The organism is Methylobacterium sp. FF17, from assembly GCF_025813715.1.
In the GTDB taxonomy this organism is placed as follows: domain Bacteria; phylum Pseudomonadota; class Alphaproteobacteria; order Rhizobiales; family Beijerinckiaceae; genus Methylobacterium; species Methylobacterium flocculans.
Genome location: NZ_CP107532.1, coordinates 2620692 through 2640682 on the forward strand (window position 1 = coordinate 2620692; position 19991 = coordinate 2640682).

The window sequence follows — 19991 nt, forward strand, 5'->3', positions numbered from 1 at the left end:
GCACGTGCGAAGGCGATCAGACGAGGTCAGGCGGAGCTCGGGGCTGCCCCGGGTAGCAGGCGGGAGAGGTCGAGGAAGTCGGGGGTGGGATCGGCCACGACACCGGGTGCCAGTGCAGGGGGCGGATGGATGCTAGGCCCGTCGGCAGCGTCGGGAGTGTGATCCCTGCACAGCATAGCTGGCACAGAGCGCATCCTGGGAGCGCCGGAGCGGGCACTTCCGTATTCGCAGGGTCCGCCTCGCTCCCATCGACCGCATGGCCGCAGATGATAGGGTTGCGCAGGGGGTCGGACATCTCCGCGAGCATGAGCAGGGCCGCCGCCGGCGCGAGCGCCTGTGTCCAGAGCGCAAGCGCGATCAGGGCGACGCCGAGGATACCGCGGCGGCCGAGCAGCTGGGGGAGGATGGTGTGCACGGGAGCGCCGCCCGGTCGGCTATTTCAGGTCCTTGCCTGCGTTCGCAGCGCCTGCATGCCGAGGTCGAGCAGGAGCATGGCGAGGATGGCGAGCCCGGTCATTGGGAACAGGGCCCCGAGGACAAGCACGATCAGGGTCACGCCAGCAGCGACCCGCCGGTCGCGCGGCCACGGCGGTACGCCGAGGCGACCCGCCGGACGCCGCTTCCACCACATCGTCGCGGCGGTGACCGCGAGCAGGATGGTCGCTAGGCAGAAGGCCAGCATCGCAAACTGGTTGGCCCGGCCCCAGTGCTCGCCCTTGTGGATGCCGATTCCATACTGGATCGCACGGGCAACGCCGCCCAGGTCCCCGAACCGGACGTCGACCAGCGGCTTGCCGGTGTATTGGTCGAGGGAGATCATCCGCTGCCCCGTTACATCCTTCGGGTAGGCGGCCGCGGCGTAGACGCCGGTGTCCCCTGACGGCAGGGAGACCTCAAAGCCACGTGGCATCCCAAGGCCCCGAAGGATCTCCACGGCACCCGCGAGCCCGATGGCGGGGATGTTGGCCGGTTGCGAGAGGGGCACCGGGGCGTCCTCCATCGCCCACCCAGTTGGGGTGAGCATCTCCTGCATGGGCACGTTCGAGACGGGCTTGTTGGCCCAGAGGGCGCTGGGCTGCCCCACGCCGGCCTCGTTGGACCAAGTGCGCAGTTGCTGGCCCCACCAGACCGACCATGGCAGCCCGGTCAGGGCGAGGAAGAAGATACCGGCACCGGCGACCAAGCCCGTGACGGCATGCAGGTCCCGCCACCAGACGCGCTTGCGCGGTGTCCCCCGGACGCTCACGACCCCGCCGCCCTGCTGACGTGGCCACAAGAGATAGATGCCCGTCAGGACCAGGATGATGGTGAACCCGGCCACAACCTCGATGATGCCGTTGGCCACCGGTCCAAAGTAGGCGAGGCTGTGCAGGCGCCGCAACACCATCATGAATTCGTCGTCACGCGCCACCCGGTCGAGCACCGAGCCGTCATACGGGTTCAGGTAGACCAGGATCTTGCGGGGTCCCTCGGCCATCGTCACGACCGCGGACGCGGACGGATCGACGGGGTCGGTCAGTGAGACCGGCACGGCGGTGGGTACGGCCTCGGAGGCGTTGAACAGCAGAACGTCTGCACTCAGGGGCTGACCCGTCTGCGCGGCGACCGTGGTCCGGTACGCGAACAAGGATGCGTTGACCTCGTCCTTGAACAGGTAGAGCGAGCCGGTCGCGGAGAGCAGGATCAGGAAGGGCAGGCAGAGCAGGCCGGCATAGAAATGCCAGCGCCAGACGGCGCGATAGACGGCATCCTGCATCGGGCGGGCCGCAGCCACGGCGCGGAAGGCCGTCGCGTCACCCTGAAGGGACTGAGACATGGGTTTGGGTCCGGGTCTGAGCGATCTGACAAGACGGATCGATCAGGTGGTCGGCGGACCTCGTGGACTGACGGATTGGTCAGGCGGGGCCCGAGCCTGAACCGAACCGGCGTCGCGCCAGGGGATGACGCTCACACGTACAGAGGACGCCCAGGCGACGGTCGCGAAGACCTCTAGGAGTGGGTGGAACAGCTCGTTGGCATGCGCCACCGTGCAACAGGCATCATGCAGGCAGGCTGGGGCGTGCTCCCCAGGGAGGCGCACACCTATGTGCTCCGCACAGACCTCGTTGCCGACAGGAGCAAGCGGGCGCGCGACAAGGCCGCCGAGGAAAGCCTGCAGCAATAGCGCGTAGAGCGCGACCACCGAGATGATCGCGCGGCCATGGACAGTCCGTGGCAAGCACCCGCGCATCGCCGCATTTAGGGTCGGGTGTGGCAGACGGTCAATCGGCCATCGTGTGGCGTTCATGCTCACAGCCGCCACCAATCAAGAACCGTACTTTGGTCTGCTATCTGGTGGCGCCGGCGGCCGCCTCTACGCCCGGCTCGGGTCGGAACTGGAACGTCCGCTTCGGGACGAAAGGTCGAAGCCTGGTTGCCACCCCGAGCCGAACGTACCGAACCGCCGACGAATGATCGCTCTTGGGAAGCGCCCAGGGCGGACGAAGCGTCAGTTTCAGCTCACTCGCCTATCCCCCCCGGTCAGGCCCTCCGCTCGCAGTAGCAAGGTGAAGGATTCTTCATCGGTTTCGCCGACCTCTTCAGGATGGCGATGATCCCCCTGGACGAGGCCCGTCCTTACCTTTTGGCGGCCAGCTACGTCACGAAATCGTCGACGGGCCCCATCACGCGGCGTGGCCCGGCAATCGTCGCCTTGGCTTACGGGTGCGGGCTCCAGCCGGCCGAGATCCTCTGTCTGAAAGGGCGACATTGGCGCCCGGGCGGGGTGGACGTCCTGGATGTCGACATGGTCGGCATGACCATCGACAGCGCTCCCATCCGCACCCGACATCGCCGGTTGCCGATCCCGCCGCACGTGAGGACGCTGGTGGAGGCCTATATGGGCGTCTCGCGGATGCCGGTGAGGGACGAGCCGATCTTTCGGGATGCCGATTGCAGCGAGGCCACCATGGGGAGCCTGATAACTCAGTTGCGAAACCCCGGCCGTCGAACGGGGCAAACCTCACCGCTGCCGCCTTCGCCGCTGCCTTCGCGACCTCGGTGATGTGGCCCCTTCGCGGCGAGGACGAGAGCGTCTTGAAGCCTGGCTTGTACGAGTATCTCACAGCGTTAAAGCCCTGGGAGGGATCCGCTTGGCGAACCGGGCACCCGCCACTGGGGGCCCTGCGGACATACCTTGCGAAGCGCGTCGAGATGTGGAGGATCGACCGCTCGTTCTGGCATCCCGCTGCCCAGCCAGATTCGACAACCAGCACCGAGCCTTGACGCGGTATCAGCATACCGCAAAAGTATGGTGACACGGTTGGGGTTTGGTCCGCGAATGGAAGTGAATTGATCCGTTTCGGCCTGTTTATGCCGCTGCCGGACGATACGAAACGACATCGGAACAGAGGGAAATCTACGCATTCGCGTCCGCCTAGCGCGCGGAGGCCCAAGCGCAGAAACCCATAGGCGGCAAAAACTTGGATCGTTTCGACGACACCGTCCAGTGTTCAAAGGCCAGGGAAATAACCCGGTGCGCATGGGCAATCCCCGATGCCCGACTTCCGCTTCGCCCAGGGTCCCGTAACGGCGTGAGACCTACAACGATTTCCACTTCAAGGCTATCTGCCCAGGGCACTGGGTGAGCGGGTCGCTTGGCACGGCCAGGAGCCATGACGCTCGACGTGCGCCATTCTAGAGCGGCCGAGGCTGAACAAGCCGGCCGCCTCGTCCACCTTGGGGGCTCCTAGGCTTGGCGCGGCGCTTCCGTCGCAGGACTTCCCCGGAACGCCGTTAGATGCCTCACGTTGGCCGCCGAACCGCTTCTCACAGGAACATCGGATACATGGCCAGCACGGATATCGGCACGATCTACGCGGGAGCACTTCGGAATACGCGCGCTCTGGAGAAGCAGGGGCTGGAGCAGATGGAGCGACAGCTTTCCGGATTGGAGCGCTATCCCGACTACGCCGCGGTCCTACGCCGTCACGTCGAGACCACGAAGGCGCAGATCGACCGCCTAGACAAAGCGCTGGCCGCCGTCGGCGAAAGCTCCTCGTCGCTCAAGGAGACGGTCACCAGCGTCGCCGGCTCCATCGGGGCAGCGGTCCATGCCATCGCCCAGGACGAGACCCTGAAGAACCTCTACGCGGGTTACGCCTATCAGTACGACCAGGTGGCGGCTTACCGCTCCCTGGCCATTATCGCGGAGCGGGCCGGCAAGACCGATCAGGTCTCAGGCTTCCACACCGCGGCCGAGGAAGAGGTGAAGGTCGCCGAGGAGATCGCCGGCCTGATCGAGCCGGTCACGAAGACCTACCTCGACCTCACCCTCAGCGGCGCCAAGGCCGATAGCTAAAAACGTTCCGGGCGGCCCTGCGATGGTCGCCCGGCCCTAGTCTGCATGCCGAAGGTCAAGGCCGGACGGAGCCACTTGCGCCGGCCGGAAACATATCCGCTAGCGTCCCCAGCCTCGGCAACGCCTACTTCATCGTTGCCAAGTAGGCGATGACGTCCGCGACCTTCTTGTCGTCCTTGAGGCCCTGGTAGACCATCTTGGTGCCCTTCACCTTGTTGGCCGCAGGCCCAATCAGCCATTCCTTCAGATTAGCCTCGTCCCAGGTGATGCCTGACTCCTTGAGCGCGGTCGAATAGTTGTACCCCTCTACGGACGCGGCCTTGCGTCCGACGACGCCGGTCAGGTTTGGGCCCACGCCGTTCTTGCCGAAGGCGTGGCAGGCCTTGCAGGCCGTGAATGCCTTCTCGCCAGCTGCCGCATCCTGGGCCTGCGCGGAGAAAGTAGGAAGGAGCAGTGCGAAGGCGGCGCCGATGATCGGATTACGCATCAGTATGGATCTCCAGGTGCGACAGTCGACGCTCGCACGTAACCGCTTGGCCACGCTGCAGAACCTGAGCCGCTATAACCAACATAGGAAGTATCCGGTCGGCGACCGGGGGTAGGACGATGCGGCCAAAAGCAGCCTGGCCGCGACGGATTGAAGTCGAGATGCAAGCGAATGCCGCCCGCAGGGGTGAGCCGAAGCCATTAGGATCCATGACGATGCTCTCACAAGCGGCTATCCTGCTGACAGCCCTCCTGTTCGGTGGGATGGTCCTGTACTCGTTCGGGTTCGCCTCGTTCCTGTTCAGCGCCCTTCCCGCCGACGCGGCAGGCCCACTCCTGCGCCGGGCCTTCCCTCACTTTTACGTTTTCGTCATAGGATGCGCTTTCGCCGACGCGGCGTTGACAGCCACTCTCGATGGGACCTCCGCCCTCATCCTTGGGCTCATCGCCGCCACGGCACTCCTCACGCGCCAGATCCTCGTGCCAGCTATCAACGCTGCGACCGACATGGGTAGTCGTCGACGCTTCGGCGTGCTTCATACCGGCTCGGTCCTGATCACCCTGGCCCACATAGCCGGCTCGGCTGCGGTGATCCTGAGGCTTTCCGCCTAGCTTAAGACGGTGGTAGCCTGCGCCACCCACCCTCGCAAAGGCGGCCAAGCCGCAAACCATCGGAGTCGGCCGCAGTTCCGACCGCCCGGGATCAACCCAAGACAGCCACGCTGTCCGGAGGAAGGCGGCCCGGCCGTCTCCGCTCCGGAACGCACCAGATTCGGCACGCGGCTGATCGGACGGAGCCTGGCCGGCAGCTTTGGGGGTGAAGTCGATCTGACCTACCCGGTCACCGGCGTGGTCTGTACCATCGACGCCCCGCTCCATGGCCTGCACGCCGAGGATACCCCTACGCTATAGCTTCCATAGGTCTCAGCGGACCTAGCGCAAACCTCCAGTAAAGGCTCGATGGATGCGATGCATCAGTTCGCCGATACGTCGGGAAGGCGGTTGCGCCGGCAGTGCGTCGTACATCGCGCGCAGGGTCCGGCCGAGATGCCTCTCGGTGGCGTTCCTCGTGGACGCGTACACCCGGTCGCTCCGTATCATGGGTATGGGCTTTCCGGTCTCGCCGTCCGACATCTAAGCGCCCTGATCGTTCCGAAGGCACGGTGTGCCCGCCGCCTTTGCCCGCAATGAAGTCCGTAATACCAACTCTCATTGATCAGCATGCATGAGCCCATTGGCGCCGTCCGATGGACGTGATGCGCCAGGGCTGGGCGATGAGCTTGTTCCAGGCGTTGCAACAGTGGTCGAGGATGTCGGCATAGGATCGGAAGACGCGGTTGCCGAGCCAGTTGTCCCGCATGAACTGCCAGAGGTTTTCGACGGGGTTCAGCTCGGGCGAGCGGGCTGGGAGGGGCAGCAGGGTGATGTTGTCGGGCACAGGCAGCTTCCTGGTGGTGTGCCAGCCGGCCTGATCGAGCAGCAGCACGGCGTGGGCGCCGGGCGCGACGGTTGCGGAGATCTCTTCGAGGTGATGGGCCATGGCCGAGGTGGTGCAACGGGGCATAACCAAGCCTGCCCCCACGCCTCGGGCCGGACAGATCGCTCCGAAGATGTAGGCCGAGGCCGTGCGCTGATCCTTTGGCGCCGAGGGACGCGTTCCACGCTTAGCCCAGCGTCGGGTGAGCGTGTTCTTCTGGCCGACACGGGCCTCGTCGCAGAACCAGATCTCTACGGGCTTGGCCCCGACAGCCTGCGCGATCTGCGCCAAACGGTCGGTGAAGCTTTTTTAAAAACAGCCGCGGCGTCCGGGTCCTGGGCGTGATGGCGTGGACGGGCCGAAAGCTTCCGGTAGCCCATGGTCCGCAAGACCCGGCTCAAGGTCTGCTCGGAGACCGACACGCCGTGATCCTCGCACAGGATCTGGGCAAGGTCGCACAAGCGCCAGCGGACCACACCGTGGGCGGCGGGCGTCGGCCCCTGTTCGACCAGGGCCCTGAGAACCTCGCGCTGGTCGGCGTTCAGGCGCGGACGGGCACCCGGGGCCTTGCCGTCGATTAGCCCGCTTGGGCCATCGGCGTTGAAGGCCATCACCCAATCACGCACCGTCTGCAACCCGACCCCGCCGATCTCGGCCGCCTCCGAACGCGAGCCACCCGCGGCAATCACAGACAGCGCCAACAGGCGGCGGGTCTGGGACGGATCACGTGACCCCTTGGCTAAGACACGCAGGGCCTCGGCATCAAAATCCGACCGCAGCGGTACCGGAGCAGCCATCGCATCCTCCTCAGGCTCCAAAACCAGAGGACAGAATCATGACCCGCATATCGACGCCACCCCGCGTGAGTCTCGCTCAACGAGGCTTGGTATAAGGTCCGTCCAAACATATCGGGGGACTAAGGTTCCCTCCGAGGCGTCGAAGGCGGACATGTCACCGGACGATGATCCGTCAGAGCGGCGTCGGCGGTCCTTCCAACGACAACCGAGCATCGTGCCCGGAGCGGAGGGGTCCGTCCGGACCCCTCCGCCTATGGCCGGAGCCGGATCAAAACCTGAGATCCCGTTTTCACAGGTATGCGCCTGCGCTACCCTGGCTCAGGCATGGACGGTGAAGCAGGCCCCCGGGGCATTCGCCACCTCAAGCGTCGCGTCGATCTGGTCGAGCATGGCGCGCACGAGCTTCATCCCGAGGCCCGTACCTTTCGGCTTCCGCTCAGCCCAGCCCTCTGGCAGGCCCTCGCCGTCGTCGCAGACACGGACCCGCACACGGCCGCCGCCTTGGTCGCTGACACTGACCGCGATGTGCCCCCCGCCGCCTTCGGTCGAGGCGTACTTGAAGGCGTTGGTGACGAGCTCGGTCGCGATCAGCGAGAGCGCCACCGCCTTGCGATAGGGCACCATAACCCCGGAGTCGGCGGTGATGCCGACGGTGTGGCCGTCGCCCGCCATCCCGGACAGGTCACGGCACAGGTTCTCGATGGTCTGGCCGAGGTCCACCTCCTCGACGTTCTCGGCCTGGTAGAGGCTGTCGTGGACGCGCGCGACGCTCATCACGCGGGCGGACGTCTCAGCGAACGCCTGCTTGGCGTCCGGGTCCTTAGTCTGGCGCTGCTGCATCAGCAGGAATGCCGAGACGATTTGGAGGGAGTTCTTTACCCGGTGGTCGATCTCCCGGCTCAGCACGTCCTTCTGCTCCAGTGCCTTCTCCTTATCCGCCAGCAGTCCCGTGAGCTCGACGATGGTGCGGCGCTGGCGGAGCGCGACGCCCTCGACGACCTGCGCGAGGGAAGCGGCGAAGGACATCTGCCACTCCGCCCAGGGCCTCGACATGCCTTGGCGTTCCTCGATCCAGCGCTCGAACGACCGCCGCGGCAGGACCGGGGCCGCCCCGCTGCCGGGCGTCACGGGCTTGCGGGGGTCGCCGCCCCAGGACACCGTACTTGGCACCTCGGGCCGAAACCACAGCAGCAGGTTTTGCCGCGCCTCGTCGACGAAGACCGCAACAAGTCCACTTGCACGGTTCGCATAGGCCAGGGCCGGCGGGTACGCGGCGGGAAGCGCGTGGGTGCTGAAGCCGGCCTCCGCTTGCGGCCTTGCGCTGAGAAGCCAGTCCCGGAGAGCAAGCAACGCCTCCGGCTCCGGCGCCCTGCCGACCAGGGTGACGGCATCGCTTGAGACCACGGCGGCCCCTTCCGCCTCGAACAGGTCGAGCATCGTGGTCTCACCGGCCGTCAGCGCAGCCACGTAGTCGTCGGACCGGGTCAGCTGGCGCACCAAGCGCCCCTCGGCGGCGAGGTGGGCTTGCTGAGCCTCCCAGAGGCGCCGCCCCTCGATCTCCTGTACCCGCATGGCAAGCGTCTCCGCCAGGATGCCGGCAACGGCCCGAGCCTCAGGAGGTACGTAGTGCGGGCGGCGATGGTGTCCGATCAGCAGGCCCCACAGCGCCCCGTCCACGATGATGGAGGCCGACATCGAGCCGTTGACGCCAAGGTTGCGCTGGTACTCCAGGTGGATGGGCGACAGCGAGCGGTGCTGCGCGAACGTAAGGTCGACCGGGGTCCCGGCCAAGGTAACGTCCCCGAGGATCGGCACGGGCTCCGCGTCCCGGTCGGTTACGAAGCGGCTTCGCGAGCGCAGGTAGAGGGCGCGGGCCTGGGCTGGGATGTCTGAGGCCGGGAAATGCAGGCCAAGGAGGGAGCGCGACCAGTCCGTGACCTTGTCCTCGGCGATGGCCTCACCGTTCCAATCGGTGTCGAATCTGTAGACGAGGACGCTTTCGAAGCCGGTGACCGCCCGGACCTCGCGCGCGGTCGCCTCGGCCACCTCGGCGACGGTCCGCGCCGTGCGTAGCCGGGCAATCGCGGGTCCGGCGCCAGCCGGATGCGAGGGTCCGAAGTCGCCGGGTCGGTCCGGGGCTCCCTCCAGCTCGACCAGGAGGCGTCCGCCATGAGCATGCGCGACGGCGTGGAAGGTGGATGCGCCGTCCTGCCCAAGGCACACGATATCAGAGACGGTCTGTCCGTCGGTCAGCCGTCCTGACGCCAGGGCCCCGCGGACGCAGGCCACGAACCCTTCAGGAAGGAGGCTTTCGAGCGCGCGACCGAGCAGGGATGGGCCCGCCTTCGGGAACGCCTCGGCCATGTTGGCGCTATGTGCCAGGATCCCGAGGCCGACCGGCTCGACGACCAGGAGGACGGCGTCGGGCTGTATCGAACCCGGGATATGGATCAGCTCGCGTTCGCAGGCGGTGACGTCCACCGGCTCCGCGCGTTCGCGACGCTCGACGACGGAGGCGCCCTCGATGCTCTCGCGGCGGGAGGATTGCCCGGCCGGTCTGAGCTCGATCCAGGACCCCTTCGTCGGCTTGCCCGACACCATGCGAACTTCGAGGCTGACCGGACCGGCGGGACGGTCAAGGGCGAAGCGACCGGCGACGTCGAGATGCCCACGACGGACGCCTGCGAGGAAGCGCCCCCGTCCGCGCGGTACGTCGGCACCCGGCATAAGGTCCCGGAAAAAGTCCCGGCCTTCGAGCTGTACGGTCGGTTTACCGAGGAGGCTTGACGCGGCTGGGTTTGCGGCGCGCACGTAGCCCCTGTCGTCGACCCGGACGACGCCTTGCGGGATGCCGGCGATCTGCTCCGCTGGGAGGGCATCGTAATCCGGACTGTTGGCCGGCAAGCCCGTGCCGTCACCTCTCGTCATGTCTCGCCCATCAGGAGGTTCGCTTGGCCCGGCAATACCACAGCACGGTTCGGATGCCTTGCGCACAGGGTAACCTGTGAGGACAAGTCGGAACGGCGCCGCAGCCGCCTTGGATGGTCGCGCCTCCTAGTCCGCGGCCATCGCGACGAGTGGGGAGGTCTCGGAGGAGAGTAAGGAGAGCCATCGGGAGTGTCCGCATAGAGGGCACGGTGAACGCAAAAGGCCACGCTTCGGTTTCGGCGGACCGGTTCACGTCCGTGCCGGCGCTCGGACCCGAGCGCCGAAGCCGCCGTCATGGCCGACCGCACGCGGAAGCCTTCGACGGGCCGGACGCCTCTCAATCGCGGATGATCTCGGACAAGGGCGCCTCGGCCGTGAAGACGACGCCCCGAGGGCGGTACTCGATCTCGGCCGTCCCGCCGATCTTTGTCGCCAGGGCACGCTCGATCATTCGGGAGCCGAAGCCGGTTCGCGTCGGCCGCGACACAGGCGGCCCCCCGATCTCCTGCCACTGGAACCAGAGGCGCCCCGGGCTCGACCCGTCCACCGCGTCCCAGCTGACGATGATCCTGCCCGTATCGACGGAGAGGGATCCGTACTTGACCGAGTTCGTCGCAAGCTCGTGGATGGCAAGGGCGAAGGCTAGGCCGACGCGCGGAGCCAGCCTGAGGATCGGGCCGCCGATCCTGAAGCGGTGGTCTTGCTCGACGCCGAAGGGATGGAGTGAGGCGATGACGACCTCCGTCAGGGTCGCCCAGTCCCCGCTGCCGCGTGCCAGCATCTCCGACGCCGCCGACAGGGACTTCAACCGGCTTTCCATCGCCTCCTGAGCAGCCTCAAGCGACGACGCGTTCCGGAGGGTCTGGCGTGAGATGGATTGGACGGTGGCCAAGGTGTTCTGGATGCGGTGGTTCAGCTCGCCCGCCAGCAAGTCGCGGTGCTCCTCCGCGCGCTTACGGTCCGTGATGTCCAGGCTGATCCCGGCGATGCTCAGCGGGGCGCCGTCGGCACGGTACGAAGCCTGTCCGCGCAGCTGGAGCCAGCGGATCTCACCCGAAGGCGTCACCACCCGGATCTCGATGTCGTAGTCGGAATGCCCGGCGGTGGCCGCATCCCGCGCCGCGAGCTTCCTGGCCCTGTCGTCGGGATGGATGACGGACAGCATCTCCTCGTAGGTCAACGGGTCCCTCGGCGAGCGACCCATGTTCTCCTTGAACCCGTCGGACGCCATCAGGCGCATCGCGTCCAGGTCTACCGTCCACCGGTGTCGAGCCTTCCGTCGGCAGCGTCGGCGACAGCTACGACAATGCCCTCGCCGAGACGATCAACGGGCTGTTCAAAGCCGAACTGATCCATCGGCGTGGACCATGGCGGTCGTTCGAGGCCGTCGAGTTCGCCACCCTCGAATGGGTCGACTGGTTCAACACCCGTCGTCTGCTCGAACCGATCGGGAATATCCCTCCCGCCGAGGCTGAAGCGCGCTACTATGCCCAGGCCGAGGTGCAAACCTTGGCAGCCTGAATCAAACCAAATGGCCTCCGGGAAACCCGGCGCGGTTCATACCGCCGGGAATACATTCAACATCCTTCGCCAAACCCATACGACCGAACAGCATTACCTCGGCGGCGACGGCACGCACCATCACCACGTCCTGACGGCCGTGTCGGGATCGTGGTGGAGCGGTCCCTACGACCGCCGCGGCATCGCCTGCGCCTGACAGCCGGGACGGCACGCCCAACCGCTACCACCTCCTTTCTATCGACGGCGCCAGCTACGCGACGCGCTTCGTCGCCGCTTCCGAACCGGACCGAGCGATGCGGATCACCCTCGACAGCCAGTACAACGCCCGCAGCCCGGAGGTCGCCCGGGCATACACGGTCGAGCGCCTGCTCGGCTCGCCCATCCCCGTCGAGGCCATGGGATCGACCGACCTCGTGGTCGACGTGTTCGATGGCGGCCCCCGGACGCGTGTCACCCGGCGGCTCGGCAGACGCGCGGCGGTCGCGATGGGGAAAGCACGTCAGCCCGATCCGTTCGTGACGCAGGTCTACGCCCGCAACATGGACACCAAGAAGCCCTGGGTGTCGGCGATCCCATCCTCGCACATCTGGGTCGCCTGGTTGCCTTCGGACCTTGGGCCGGGGACGCACCGGGCGGATGTCGAGGTCATGGACGAGTACGGTCGAGGGCGGCACGGGGCGATAATCATCGAGGTCACCGGTGCATGACGCCTCGGCCCTTTAGCCTCTGGTACGCTGACCCTCCAAGACGGTGCGCAGTACTGTCGGCGGGCGCCCCACCAAGTTCGCGAGCGTCGGATCGGTATTGGCGAACTCGCCCGCCCGCGCCGCTTGGTACAAGCCGAGGGTGATCTCTATGACGGCCTTGGGCGCCCCGCCTTTCCGCATCGCTGCCTCCAAGGCCTCGTCCGTGATGGTCCTGCGTTCGACCGGCTTGCCGTGTATCGTCGTTAGAAGGGTTGCGACATCAGCCAGGTCCAGCGCTTCCGCACCGGTCAACGGCGGAGTGGGTCCCTCGAATCGCCCCTCATCTACAAGCAAGACCGCGGCGGCGGCGGCCAGGTCGTCGTGGGTGGTCCACGCGACCTTGCCGTCGACCGGGGCGCTGAGCACCCCTGTATCGACTGCATCCCCAACCATCATCGTAGGTACCGTCTCGGCATAGAAGCCGTTGCGCAACGAGGTCCAGGCAATGCCGGCGTCGCGTAGCATAGCCTCGGTCTCCGCATGGGTGTGCATCGGCCGGAAGGCGGAGGATGAGCCCGCCCCCATGTGGCTGGTATAAACGACGCGCCTTGCACCCACCGCGCGCGCGGCTTCGACAGCACTTCGATGCTGGGCCACGACGTCTGCGCCGGTTCGCTCCCCGTTGGAGGAGATGATCAGGACCTGCGTAGCTCCCTCGAACGCGGATAGCAGGGTGTCGGGCCTTGCGTAGTCACCGTAGCGCACGCCTACGCCTGCTCGGACGAGCGCATTCGCCTTTCCCGGGTCCCGGGTGGTGGCGATGATCCGGTCCGGTGGCATCCGCCTCAGAAGTTGCTGGGCGATGCGACGGCCGAGTTGGCCCGTGGCTCCTGTCACGACGATCATCGACGATACGAACCCTGCGTTAGCTTTGATAACGACTCTCTGATAACGCTGATTAACGATGTAAGCAAGTTCATGCTATCGGCGATAACTTCCGAGCGATATGTTCTCGCGATGGCGCACAGCGAACCTCAGGACGACATCCCGGCTGGTACACGGGCACGCATCCTCGCTGCCGCGGCCGAACTCATTGCGGCCGGCGGGATCGAAGCGGCGACGACGCGTGCAGTGTCGACCGCGGCCGTGGTTCAGGCCCCGACGATCTACCGGTTGTTCGGCGACAAGCGCGGCCTGCTCGATGCCGTGGCCGAGCAGGCGTTCGCCACTTACGTCGCGGGGAAGGCCGCGCGGACACCGAACCCGGATCCTGTCGCGGACCTACGCCAGGGTTGGGACGACCACGTCGCTTTCGGCCTGGCCCATCCGGCAATCTTCACGCTTATCAGCATGCCGGCCGAGGGCGCCTCCTCGACCGCCGCAGCGGCCGGGCTTCAGGTTCTGCATGAAAGGGTCCGACGCGTGGCGCAGGCCGGTCGACTACGCGTCGGGGAGGAACGCGCAGTGGATATGATCCACGCCGCGGGCACCGGCACGATTCTTACGCTTCTTGGGCATCCGAGAGGCGAACACGCCGACTTTTCCGATGCCGCGCGCGAGGCGGTGATGGCTGCGGTTTTGGACGAGCGTCAAGCCTCGGCCACAGTCACGTCGGCAACGATGGCATCGGGCCTACGGTCCCATTTAGATGGCCTCGATATGCTGTCGCCGGGCGAACGCCATTTGATGGACGAGCTTCTGCGGCGCGTCGCGGATGCCGGTCGGTAGCTGCCTTTTGGAAGTTTTGCGACAAACGGCCGTGAGACCTGCCGTTCAGGCGGCCTGAGCCCTTATCTCTCGCAGGAAGCAGCTGACAAACTCATCCATACCGGTCTCGCCCATGTCGACGGACTTGGCGTTCCCGGCGGCCACGAACGTGACGTCGGTGATGCCAATTACGTTCAGGATCAACCGTAAGTACTGGGTCTCGATGTCCCGGTCTCGGATCGGGGAGCCCTCCGTGTAAATGCCGCCGGAGGCCAGCAACACGGTCGCCTTCGTGCCGGTGACAAGGCCCTTGCCGTCCATGCCGAGCGTCAGGCCCTTCCGAACGATGTGGTCGATCCATGCCTTCAGCGAGGCCGGGACGTTGTAGTTGTAGACCGGTGTCGCGATGACGAGGTGGTCAGTTGCCAGCACCTCGGACACCAACTCGTCCGATAAGCGCAGCACCTCCCTCATCTCGGCCGAATGCCGCTCGGATGGAGTGAAGTAGGCCTGGAGCCAGGGCGTGTTCACGAACGGCAGGTCGGTCTGCATCAGGTCGCGTTCGACGACCTCACCCCCCGGATGCGCCGCGCTCCAGCGGGCCACGAACCGGCGGGTAAGCGCGCGCGAGATCGAGTGGTCGCCGCGCGGGCTGGTCTCGATGACGAGGAGGCGAGGCATCGGAAGTCCCTTGATTCTGTGGGTTGGCAAAGGAGCGGTTCGGCTTGGCCCCGCCCGAATGGACGGTGGCAGGCACTCCGGTGTTCGGACCCAAGATTGCCGGTTTGACCTAGTCAGCGGGAGCGATCAAATAGTGATGCTTTCCATCGGCGCAGGTGATGGATGATCGGCAATCTCACCCTCGACCAGCTTCGTGTCCTCGTAACAATCGCCGAGACCGGCAGCTTCTCCGCCGCAGGTCGACGGCTGCGACGCGCCCAATCTGCGATCAGTCAGACCGTAGCAGTCCTTGAAGCCGCTCAGGGGGTGACGCTATTCGACCGTTCAGGGCATCGCCCGCGCCTGACGGAGATTGGCAACGTCCTCGTCGGGCAGGCGCGCCTCGTCCTGGCGAACGCCGGGCGTTTCGAGGCGATGGCTGCAGTCACGCGCGAGGGGGTCGAACCGGAACTCGCCGTGGCCATCGACCCGCTGGTGCCAACCGCCCCGCTCATCGAGAGCCTGCGTGCACTTCGTGACGCCTTCCCGCACCTAGCGGTCAGCTTCTCGACAGAAGGGCTCGGCGGCGCGGAGCGTCGGCTGCGCAGGGGCGATGCCGCGCTTTCCTTCTGCATCCTCCTCCCGTCGGTACCCGACGACATCAGGGCGCTCCCGCTGCTCGGCGCGCGGCTCGTGCCTGTCGTGGCGCCTAGTCATCCCCTAACGCAACTCGGACGCCCAGCGACCCGGGCGGACCTGGAGGAGCATGTCCAGTTGGTCCTCTCCGATCCATCCGATCCGGAGGGGCCTCGCCATGGCATTATGGGCACGAGGGTCTGGCGCTTCGTCGACCTCGGACGCCGCCTCGACTTCCTGCTGGCCGGACTGGGATGGTGCCGAATGCCCGAGCATCTCGTCGCTCCGCTTCTGAGCGACGGGCGCCTCGTCCCGCTGGTTATCGACGACGACCCAGCTCGCCTAGCCGGTCCCCTGACGGTGTATGCTGCACAGATGTGCGACCGTCCGCTCGGTCGCGCGGGTCGTTGGCTTCTCGGTGACCTGCAGGCACGCTTCGAGGACGCAATCGACTGTCGCCCCGTCTAGGGCGGGTCTATCCATGCCGATGGGTGGCTAGGCAGGGCTGGCACCCGCACAGTGTAGCATCGCGGACGGCCGCGATGGTGCCAGTCGCTGACCCCATCGCCGTTGGCCTCCATTGCGGTTGATCGGGCTTCGATAGGCGCACGGGCTCCTTGCGCTCGCCTTGGGTCGCGGCAGGTCCTTAAACGGAGGCTCTCCCGACCTTGGCCATCTGGTTGAACATGAGTTCCGGAGCAAGGCGGCTGCCGACCTTCAACGCGTTGCTGAGACCTGGACGAATCTCAAGCCTGCCCTTTTCGATTCCGGCGATGGCGCGCGCGGCAAGCACCGACACGTCCATTCCTTTCTCGCCCGGCATCAGGGCGGCGAACTCCCCGTGGAACAGGGGGGTCGCCGTGAGGGGCGGCGCCAGTTCGACCACCCTGACACCCGTCCCGTCGAGTTGGGTGCGCAGGCATCGGGTGTAGGCGTGCAGAGCCGCTTTAGTGGCCGAGTAGACTGGCGCCGCAGCAAGGGGGACGAAGGCGAGCCCGGAAGTCACGTTGATGATCATGGCGTTCCCGACGCCCTTCAGGTGCGGCAGGAACGCATCGATTAAGCGGATGGGGCCATTCAGATTGGTGTCGATTTCCCGCGTGACGTCCATGGGCCCGCTCTGCCGCCTCAGATCCAGGTGCCGCATGATGCCGGCATTGTTGATCAAGGTGTCGAGCTCCGGGAACTGGCGAAGCACGCCATCGCACAAGGCGGCCGGTGCCTGAGGGTCGCCGACGTCGCTGCGAAAGGTATGGATATCTGGCAGCGCCCGCTTCGTTGAATCGAGCCTAGCCTGGTCACGGCCGGTGACGATAACGGTGTTGCCACGGGCAAGGAGCGACTTGGCCAACTCCAAGCCAATCCCGCTCGTCCCTCCTGTGATCAAAATGGTTTTGTTTCTAAGCTTCATCGCCTGGGCCCGCCGTGTGGGTTCTTGTTTGCGAAGCCATCGATGCCATGCCACGGTATCCGGACGGAAGAAGGCACCGGAAAGTTCTATACTTACCGTACGGAGAGTGTCGGATGGATGCCCTGACGCGATTTACCCCGGAGCAGGTGGCAGCGGCGAAGCGCTACTCGGAGGCGATACCGCCAACTGACATAGACCCCCGCATCGAGCGCCTCGTCGCCGACTTGATCGGGCGGGTCGCCGACAAGTGGACGATGCTGGTCCTGGAGCTGCTGACCGATGCGGGTACCTTGCGGTTCACACGCATCGCCGAACGCATCGAGGGCATCAGCCAGAAGATGCTCACTCAGACGCTACGCCAGATGGAGCGGGACGGCCTCATCGAACGGAAGATCTATCCCGTCGTCCCGCCCAAGGTCGAATACAACCTGACGCCACTCGGCTTGACCCTCGGCGGAGCGTTCTGCGGCCTGTGGGTCTGGGCCGCCGAGAACCTGGGTGAGGTCGAACGCGCCCGGGCGGCCTTCGACAAAAAGGCCTAAGGCGAACGCCTCGGCTGGGGGCGTCATGTTGGGGCTCAACGAACAAGGCTGTCACCCTGCCACTCGACCCGCAGTTATGCTGGCTTCGTCACCGACGCTATTCGGCCGCATCGCGCAGGAAGGGTTCTTCGATAAGGGGCGCACCGCAGGCTGCCATCAGGTCGCGTAGGAGATCAAGCGCACGGTCCACGTCGGGCCGCGTCGCCAGCCCTTTCCGGTACTGGGTGCGCCCGCCGGCCACCGTGACTGCGATGTCGAAGTGACCGTCCGGCCGTTGGACGACTTGGTAGGAGACGCTGCGAGCCATCCTTTCGACCTAGCGCAACCTTCCGGCTTGGGAAGGTTGCCAGATCCACGAGCAGTGACGGGTCGGGTGCGTCCTCGGGATCGGTCGAAGTCGGCCTTGCGGCCAGGACGCTCGAACAGGGACCGGCCCGACGGCGACACGGGATGTACGCCGCGTTCCCAGCCGATGCCGGATCGGCCTCCTGGCGGAGGTCGGAAGCCTTCCGGCTTCGCGCGACAATGATGCGGTCGCGTCTAGCAAGCGAAAATTGATCGCTGCCCCAGGATCCACAATCGCGTGAGAAACACGAAGTGTAGCCGCTTGTCGGGAAAGCGCACCTCCCATAGCAGTTCAGGTTCCGTAGCCGACGACTTATGCAAATGCTCGGCTTCAGAAGAGACCTAGTCCGCTTCTCGCCATCAAACCAAGTTCAGCTTTCCACCCCGTACCGAAGTTGCGTCACGCCCGACGAATGGCTGCTTTCGGGAAGCGTCGAGGCGGGCCTGTACGTCAGGGGTGGGTCGGCACCCGTCTGTCCTGTGTGGATGGCTCCCGCATTGCAAGTGACGAATTGAGGTTCTGACGCGTTGGTCGGGTGCAGTCTTGTGTCCGGCCTGTTGATGCAGTCGTTCATGTTGACCGCTGGCCCTGATGGTATCCGCGAGCTGGGTCCCACTCTGCTTTGCGGGCTATGATGCCCTGGACTGGCGGCGGGGTGTCCCGGCTCCCGGTCTGACCGGTTCGCCATCAACTCTCATCGTCCTCGCAACCTGGAAAAGTGCTCCGCTTCCTCCGGTCAGGCGGCCGTGGCCGCGGGTGCGCGGTAGGTGCCGCCGCGGGTCATGATCGCCCAGGCGACCCGCGCCGTGCGATTGGCCGCTGCCACGGTCACGACACGCACTGGCTTGCGCTGGAGCAGCGCCGGCAGCCGTGGGTCGACCGACGTCGGCGTCGCCTTCGCACGCCGGATCAGAGAGGTCATGCCGACCACGAGCAGGCGTCGCAGATAACGGTCGCCCATGCGCGAGATCCGGCCCAGGCGCTCCTTGCCGCCGCTGCAGTTCTGCAGCGGTGTCAGGCCCAACGAGGCCGCGAACTGCCGACCGGAGCGGAAGCGCTCGGGCTCGCTCACCGAGGCGGCCAGCGCTGTCGCCGAGACGATGCCGATCCCGGGGATCGTCGCTAGGCGCTGCGACAGGTCGTTGTCCCGATGCCAGGCCAGCAACTCCTTCTCCAGCCGGGTGAGCTGGATCTGCACGGCGCCGATCTGATCGGCCAGCCCGGTTACCACACGATGGGCTAACGGCGGCACCTCGGCCGCGTCTCCGGCTGAGAGCCTGGCCGCCAGTTCGAGCGCATGGCGCAGGCCCCGCGCCATCTCGATCCCGAACTCGGCGAGCAGGCCGCGGATCATGTTCACCAACTGGGTGCGTTGCTTGACCAGCAGGTCGCGCGTCCGGTGCAGCGCCAGCGCCGCCTGCTGCTCAGTCGACTTCACCGGCACGAACCGCATGCTGGGGCGCGTCACCGCCTCGCAGATGGCGGCGGCATCGTTCGCATCGGTTTTGCCGCGCTTGACGTATGGCTTCACGTAAGCCGGCGGCATCAGCCGCACGTCGTGGCCGAGCCTCATCAGTTCCCGGGCCCAGTGGTGGGACGTTCCGCACGCCTCCATGCCAACCAGGCAGCGCGGCAGCTTGGCGAAGAACGGCACGACCTGCGCCCGCCTCAGCGCCTTGCGAACGACGACCTGCCCAGCTGCGTCGATGGCGTGAACCTGGAAGATGCTCTTGGCCAGATCGATGCCGACGGTGGTGATCTCCATGGGGATGGCTCCTACATCTGCGTCGCTGCTGCTTCGACAGCAACCACATCTTGGCACCGCGATGCCGTCAGTTGGAGCGGGAGCCATCCACCCCATCTGCTCTATGACCGGGCTGGGTGGAAAGCTTCAAGCGGACATCAACACCGTCCGTTCAGCAGGATCTCGGCGACCTCAGGCACGTCCCGTGTCGCCCGCTCACACAGTCCGGCAAGATCCGCACCTGAGAAGGCGTGCATGTAGAGGGGGTGGAGGGCATCTCGACGAACCGCGCTGCCATCGGGGTAGCCTCCGCCACCGCCGCGTCGGAGGCATCCGTCGCCAGGCATTCGGCGATGCAGCGGACGCAGCCCCCGAAACCGATCCGGAATCCCTCGCGAGCAAGTTCGGGAAATACCTTCGCCTCGGCGATGGTGAGGCGCATCAGGGCGATGCTCTCCTCGGCCAGGGTGAGGTTGGCGAGCTCGATGCCGACCTGGACGAGACGCTCCTTCAACGTCCCGCTCGTCGGGACGATGGCCATCCGCACCTGCAACGCATCGACGTAGCGGAGTACGACCGCCGAGAAGAGTGCCTCCTTGGTCGGGAAGCGCCCGTACAGCGTCATTTTGCCGGTGTGGGCGAGCTGGGCGATGTGATCGACCGTGGTGCGGCCGAACCCCTACTTTAGGAACAGGGACGAGGCGACGGTGA

18 protein-coding genes and 2 pseudogenes are annotated in these 19991 nt (G+C 66.0%); 9 read left to right on the forward strand and 11 right to left on the reverse strand.

The features are described from left to right. Positions 1-439: 439 nt before the first annotated feature. On the reverse strand, positions 440-1816 hold the full coding sequence (locus OF380_RS12235; RefSeq protein ID WP_264051025.1) for a PepSY-associated TM helix domain-containing protein: 1377 nt from the start codon (positions 1814-1816) through the stop codon (positions 440-442). 183 nt (positions 1817-1999) lie between these two features. Here OF380_RS12235 and OF380_RS12240 point away from each other — a divergent pair, with 183 nt between their 5' ends. The 3 genes from OF380_RS12240 to OF380_RS12250 all read left to right on the forward strand — a co-directional run bounded on the left by OF380_RS12240 (position 2000) and on the right by OF380_RS12250 (position 4339). Beyond that, complete coding sequence (locus tag OF380_RS12240; protein ID WP_264051026.1) at positions 2000-2164, forward strand: hypothetical protein; 165 nt, start codon at positions 2000-2002, stop codon at positions 2162-2164. Between the two features lie 426 nt (positions 2165-2590). Beyond that, positions 2591-3043, forward strand: coding sequence for a site-specific integrase (locus OF380_RS12245; protein WP_264051027.1), 453 nt, complete (start codon positions 2591-2593; stop codon positions 3041-3043). A gap of 783 nt (positions 3044-3826) precedes the next feature. Then, positions 3827-4339: a ferritin-like domain-containing protein gene (locus OF380_RS12250; protein ID WP_264051028.1), complete on the forward strand. Its 513-nt coding sequence runs from the start codon at positions 3827-3829 to the stop codon at positions 4337-4339. Positions 4340-4463: 124 nt separating this feature from the next. Here the strand turns inward: OF380_RS12250 and OF380_RS12255 are convergent, their stop codons facing one another. Continuing rightward, positions 4464-4826 carry a c-type cytochrome gene (locus OF380_RS12255; RefSeq protein WP_264051029.1) on the reverse strand — a complete coding sequence of 121 codons (363 nt, stop codon included), beginning with the start codon at positions 4824-4826 and terminating at the stop codon, positions 4464-4466. A gap of 209 nt (positions 4827-5035) precedes the next feature. Here OF380_RS12255 and OF380_RS12260 point away from each other — a divergent pair, with 209 nt between their 5' ends. Beyond that, positions 5036-5437 (forward strand): DUF4149 domain-containing protein, encoded by a 402-nt coding sequence (locus tag OF380_RS12260; protein ID WP_264051030.1) that lies wholly within the window; start codon positions 5036-5038, stop codon positions 5435-5437. Between the two features lie 604 nt (positions 5438-6041). Here OF380_RS12260 and OF380_RS12265 read toward each other — a convergent pair. The 3 genes and pseudogenes from OF380_RS12265 to OF380_RS12275 form a co-directional block, all read right to left on the reverse strand. Beyond that, positions 6042-7139 (reverse strand): annotated as a pseudogene (locus OF380_RS12265) (IS630 family transposase). Between the two features lie 278 nt (positions 7140-7417). Continuing rightward, the gene (locus OF380_RS12270; RefSeq protein WP_264051031.1) at positions 7418-10027 is read right to left on the reverse strand and encodes a histidine kinase dimerization/phosphoacceptor domain -containing protein; all 2610 of its coding nucleotides are present in this window, start codon (positions 10025-10027) and stop codon (positions 7418-7420) included. Positions 10028-10364: 337 nt separating this feature from the next. Further along, the gene (locus OF380_RS12275) at positions 10365-11258 is read right to left on the reverse strand and encodes a sensor histidine kinase (protein ID WP_264051032.1); all 894 of its coding nucleotides are present in this window, start codon (positions 11256-11258) and stop codon (positions 10365-10367) included. Positions 11259-11278: 20 nt separating this feature from the next. On the opposite strand from OF380_RS12275, the pseudogene OF380_RS12280 reads away from it, so the two are divergent. Then, positions 11279-11548: pseudogene (locus OF380_RS12280) on the forward strand (integrase core domain-containing protein); the annotation flags it as partial. A gap of 236 nt (positions 11549-11784) precedes the next feature. Next, the gene (locus OF380_RS12285; RefSeq protein WP_264051304.1) at positions 11785-12255 is read left to right on the forward strand and encodes a calcineurin-like phosphoesterase C-terminal domain-containing protein; all 471 of its coding nucleotides are present in this window, start codon (positions 11785-11787) and stop codon (positions 12253-12255) included. Between the two features lie 12 nt (positions 12256-12267). Here OF380_RS12285 and OF380_RS12290 read toward each other — a convergent pair whose 3' ends face one another. After that, the gene (locus tag OF380_RS12290) at positions 12268-13140 is read right to left on the reverse strand and encodes an NmrA family NAD(P)-binding protein (protein ID WP_264051033.1); all 873 of its coding nucleotides are present in this window, start codon (positions 13138-13140) and stop codon (positions 12268-12270) included. A 111-nt stretch (positions 13141-13251) separates the two neighbouring features. On the opposite strand from OF380_RS12290, the gene OF380_RS12295 reads away from it, so the two are divergent. After that, positions 13252-13962: a TetR/AcrR family transcriptional regulator gene (locus tag OF380_RS12295; RefSeq protein WP_264051034.1), complete on the forward strand. Its 711-nt coding sequence runs from the start codon at positions 13252-13254 to the stop codon at positions 13960-13962. 45 nt (positions 13963-14007) lie between these two features. Here the strand turns inward: OF380_RS12295 and OF380_RS12300 are convergent, their stop codons facing one another. Then, entirely contained in the window at positions 14008-14622 is a 615-nt protein-coding gene (locus OF380_RS12300) for an FMN-dependent NADH-azoreductase (RefSeq protein ID WP_264051035.1), read from the reverse strand. 162 nt (positions 14623-14784) lie between these two features. Between OF380_RS12300 and OF380_RS12305 the strand changes: the two genes are divergently transcribed. After that, complete coding sequence (locus tag OF380_RS12305) at positions 14785-15705, forward strand: LysR family transcriptional regulator (protein ID WP_264051036.1); 921 nt, start codon at positions 14785-14787, stop codon at positions 15703-15705. 178 nt (positions 15706-15883) lie between these two features. Here OF380_RS12305 and OF380_RS12310 read toward each other — a convergent pair whose 3' ends face one another. Beyond that, positions 15884-16588, reverse strand: coding sequence for an SDR family oxidoreductase (locus tag OF380_RS12310; RefSeq protein WP_264051037.1), 705 nt, complete (start codon positions 16586-16588; stop codon positions 15884-15886). Between the two features lie 173 nt (positions 16589-16761). Here OF380_RS12310 and OF380_RS12315 point away from each other — a divergent pair, with 173 nt between their 5' ends. After that, a complete protein-coding gene (locus OF380_RS12315) occupies positions 16762-17190 on the forward strand; it encodes a winged helix-turn-helix transcriptional regulator (protein ID WP_264051038.1) in 429 nt (142 codons plus the stop codon). Between the two features lie 97 nt (positions 17191-17287). Here the strand turns inward: OF380_RS12315 and OF380_RS12320 are convergent, their stop codons facing one another. The 3 genes from OF380_RS12320 to OF380_RS12330 all read right to left on the reverse strand — a co-directional run bounded on the left by OF380_RS12320 (position 17288) and on the right by OF380_RS12330 (position 19932). After that, a complete protein-coding gene (locus OF380_RS12320) occupies positions 17288-17497 on the reverse strand; it encodes a hypothetical protein (RefSeq protein WP_264051039.1) in 210 nt (69 codons plus the stop codon). Between the two features lie 775 nt (positions 17498-18272). Continuing rightward, entirely contained in the window at positions 18273-19301 is a 1029-nt protein-coding gene (locus OF380_RS12325) for an IS110 family RNA-guided transposase (RefSeq protein WP_264047946.1), read from the reverse strand. Between the two features lie 151 nt (positions 19302-19452). Next, the gene (locus OF380_RS12330) at positions 19453-19932 is read right to left on the reverse strand and encodes a TetR/AcrR family transcriptional regulator (RefSeq protein ID WP_264051305.1); all 480 of its coding nucleotides are present in this window, start codon (positions 19930-19932) and stop codon (positions 19453-19455) included. Positions 19933-19991: the final 59 nt, after the last annotated feature.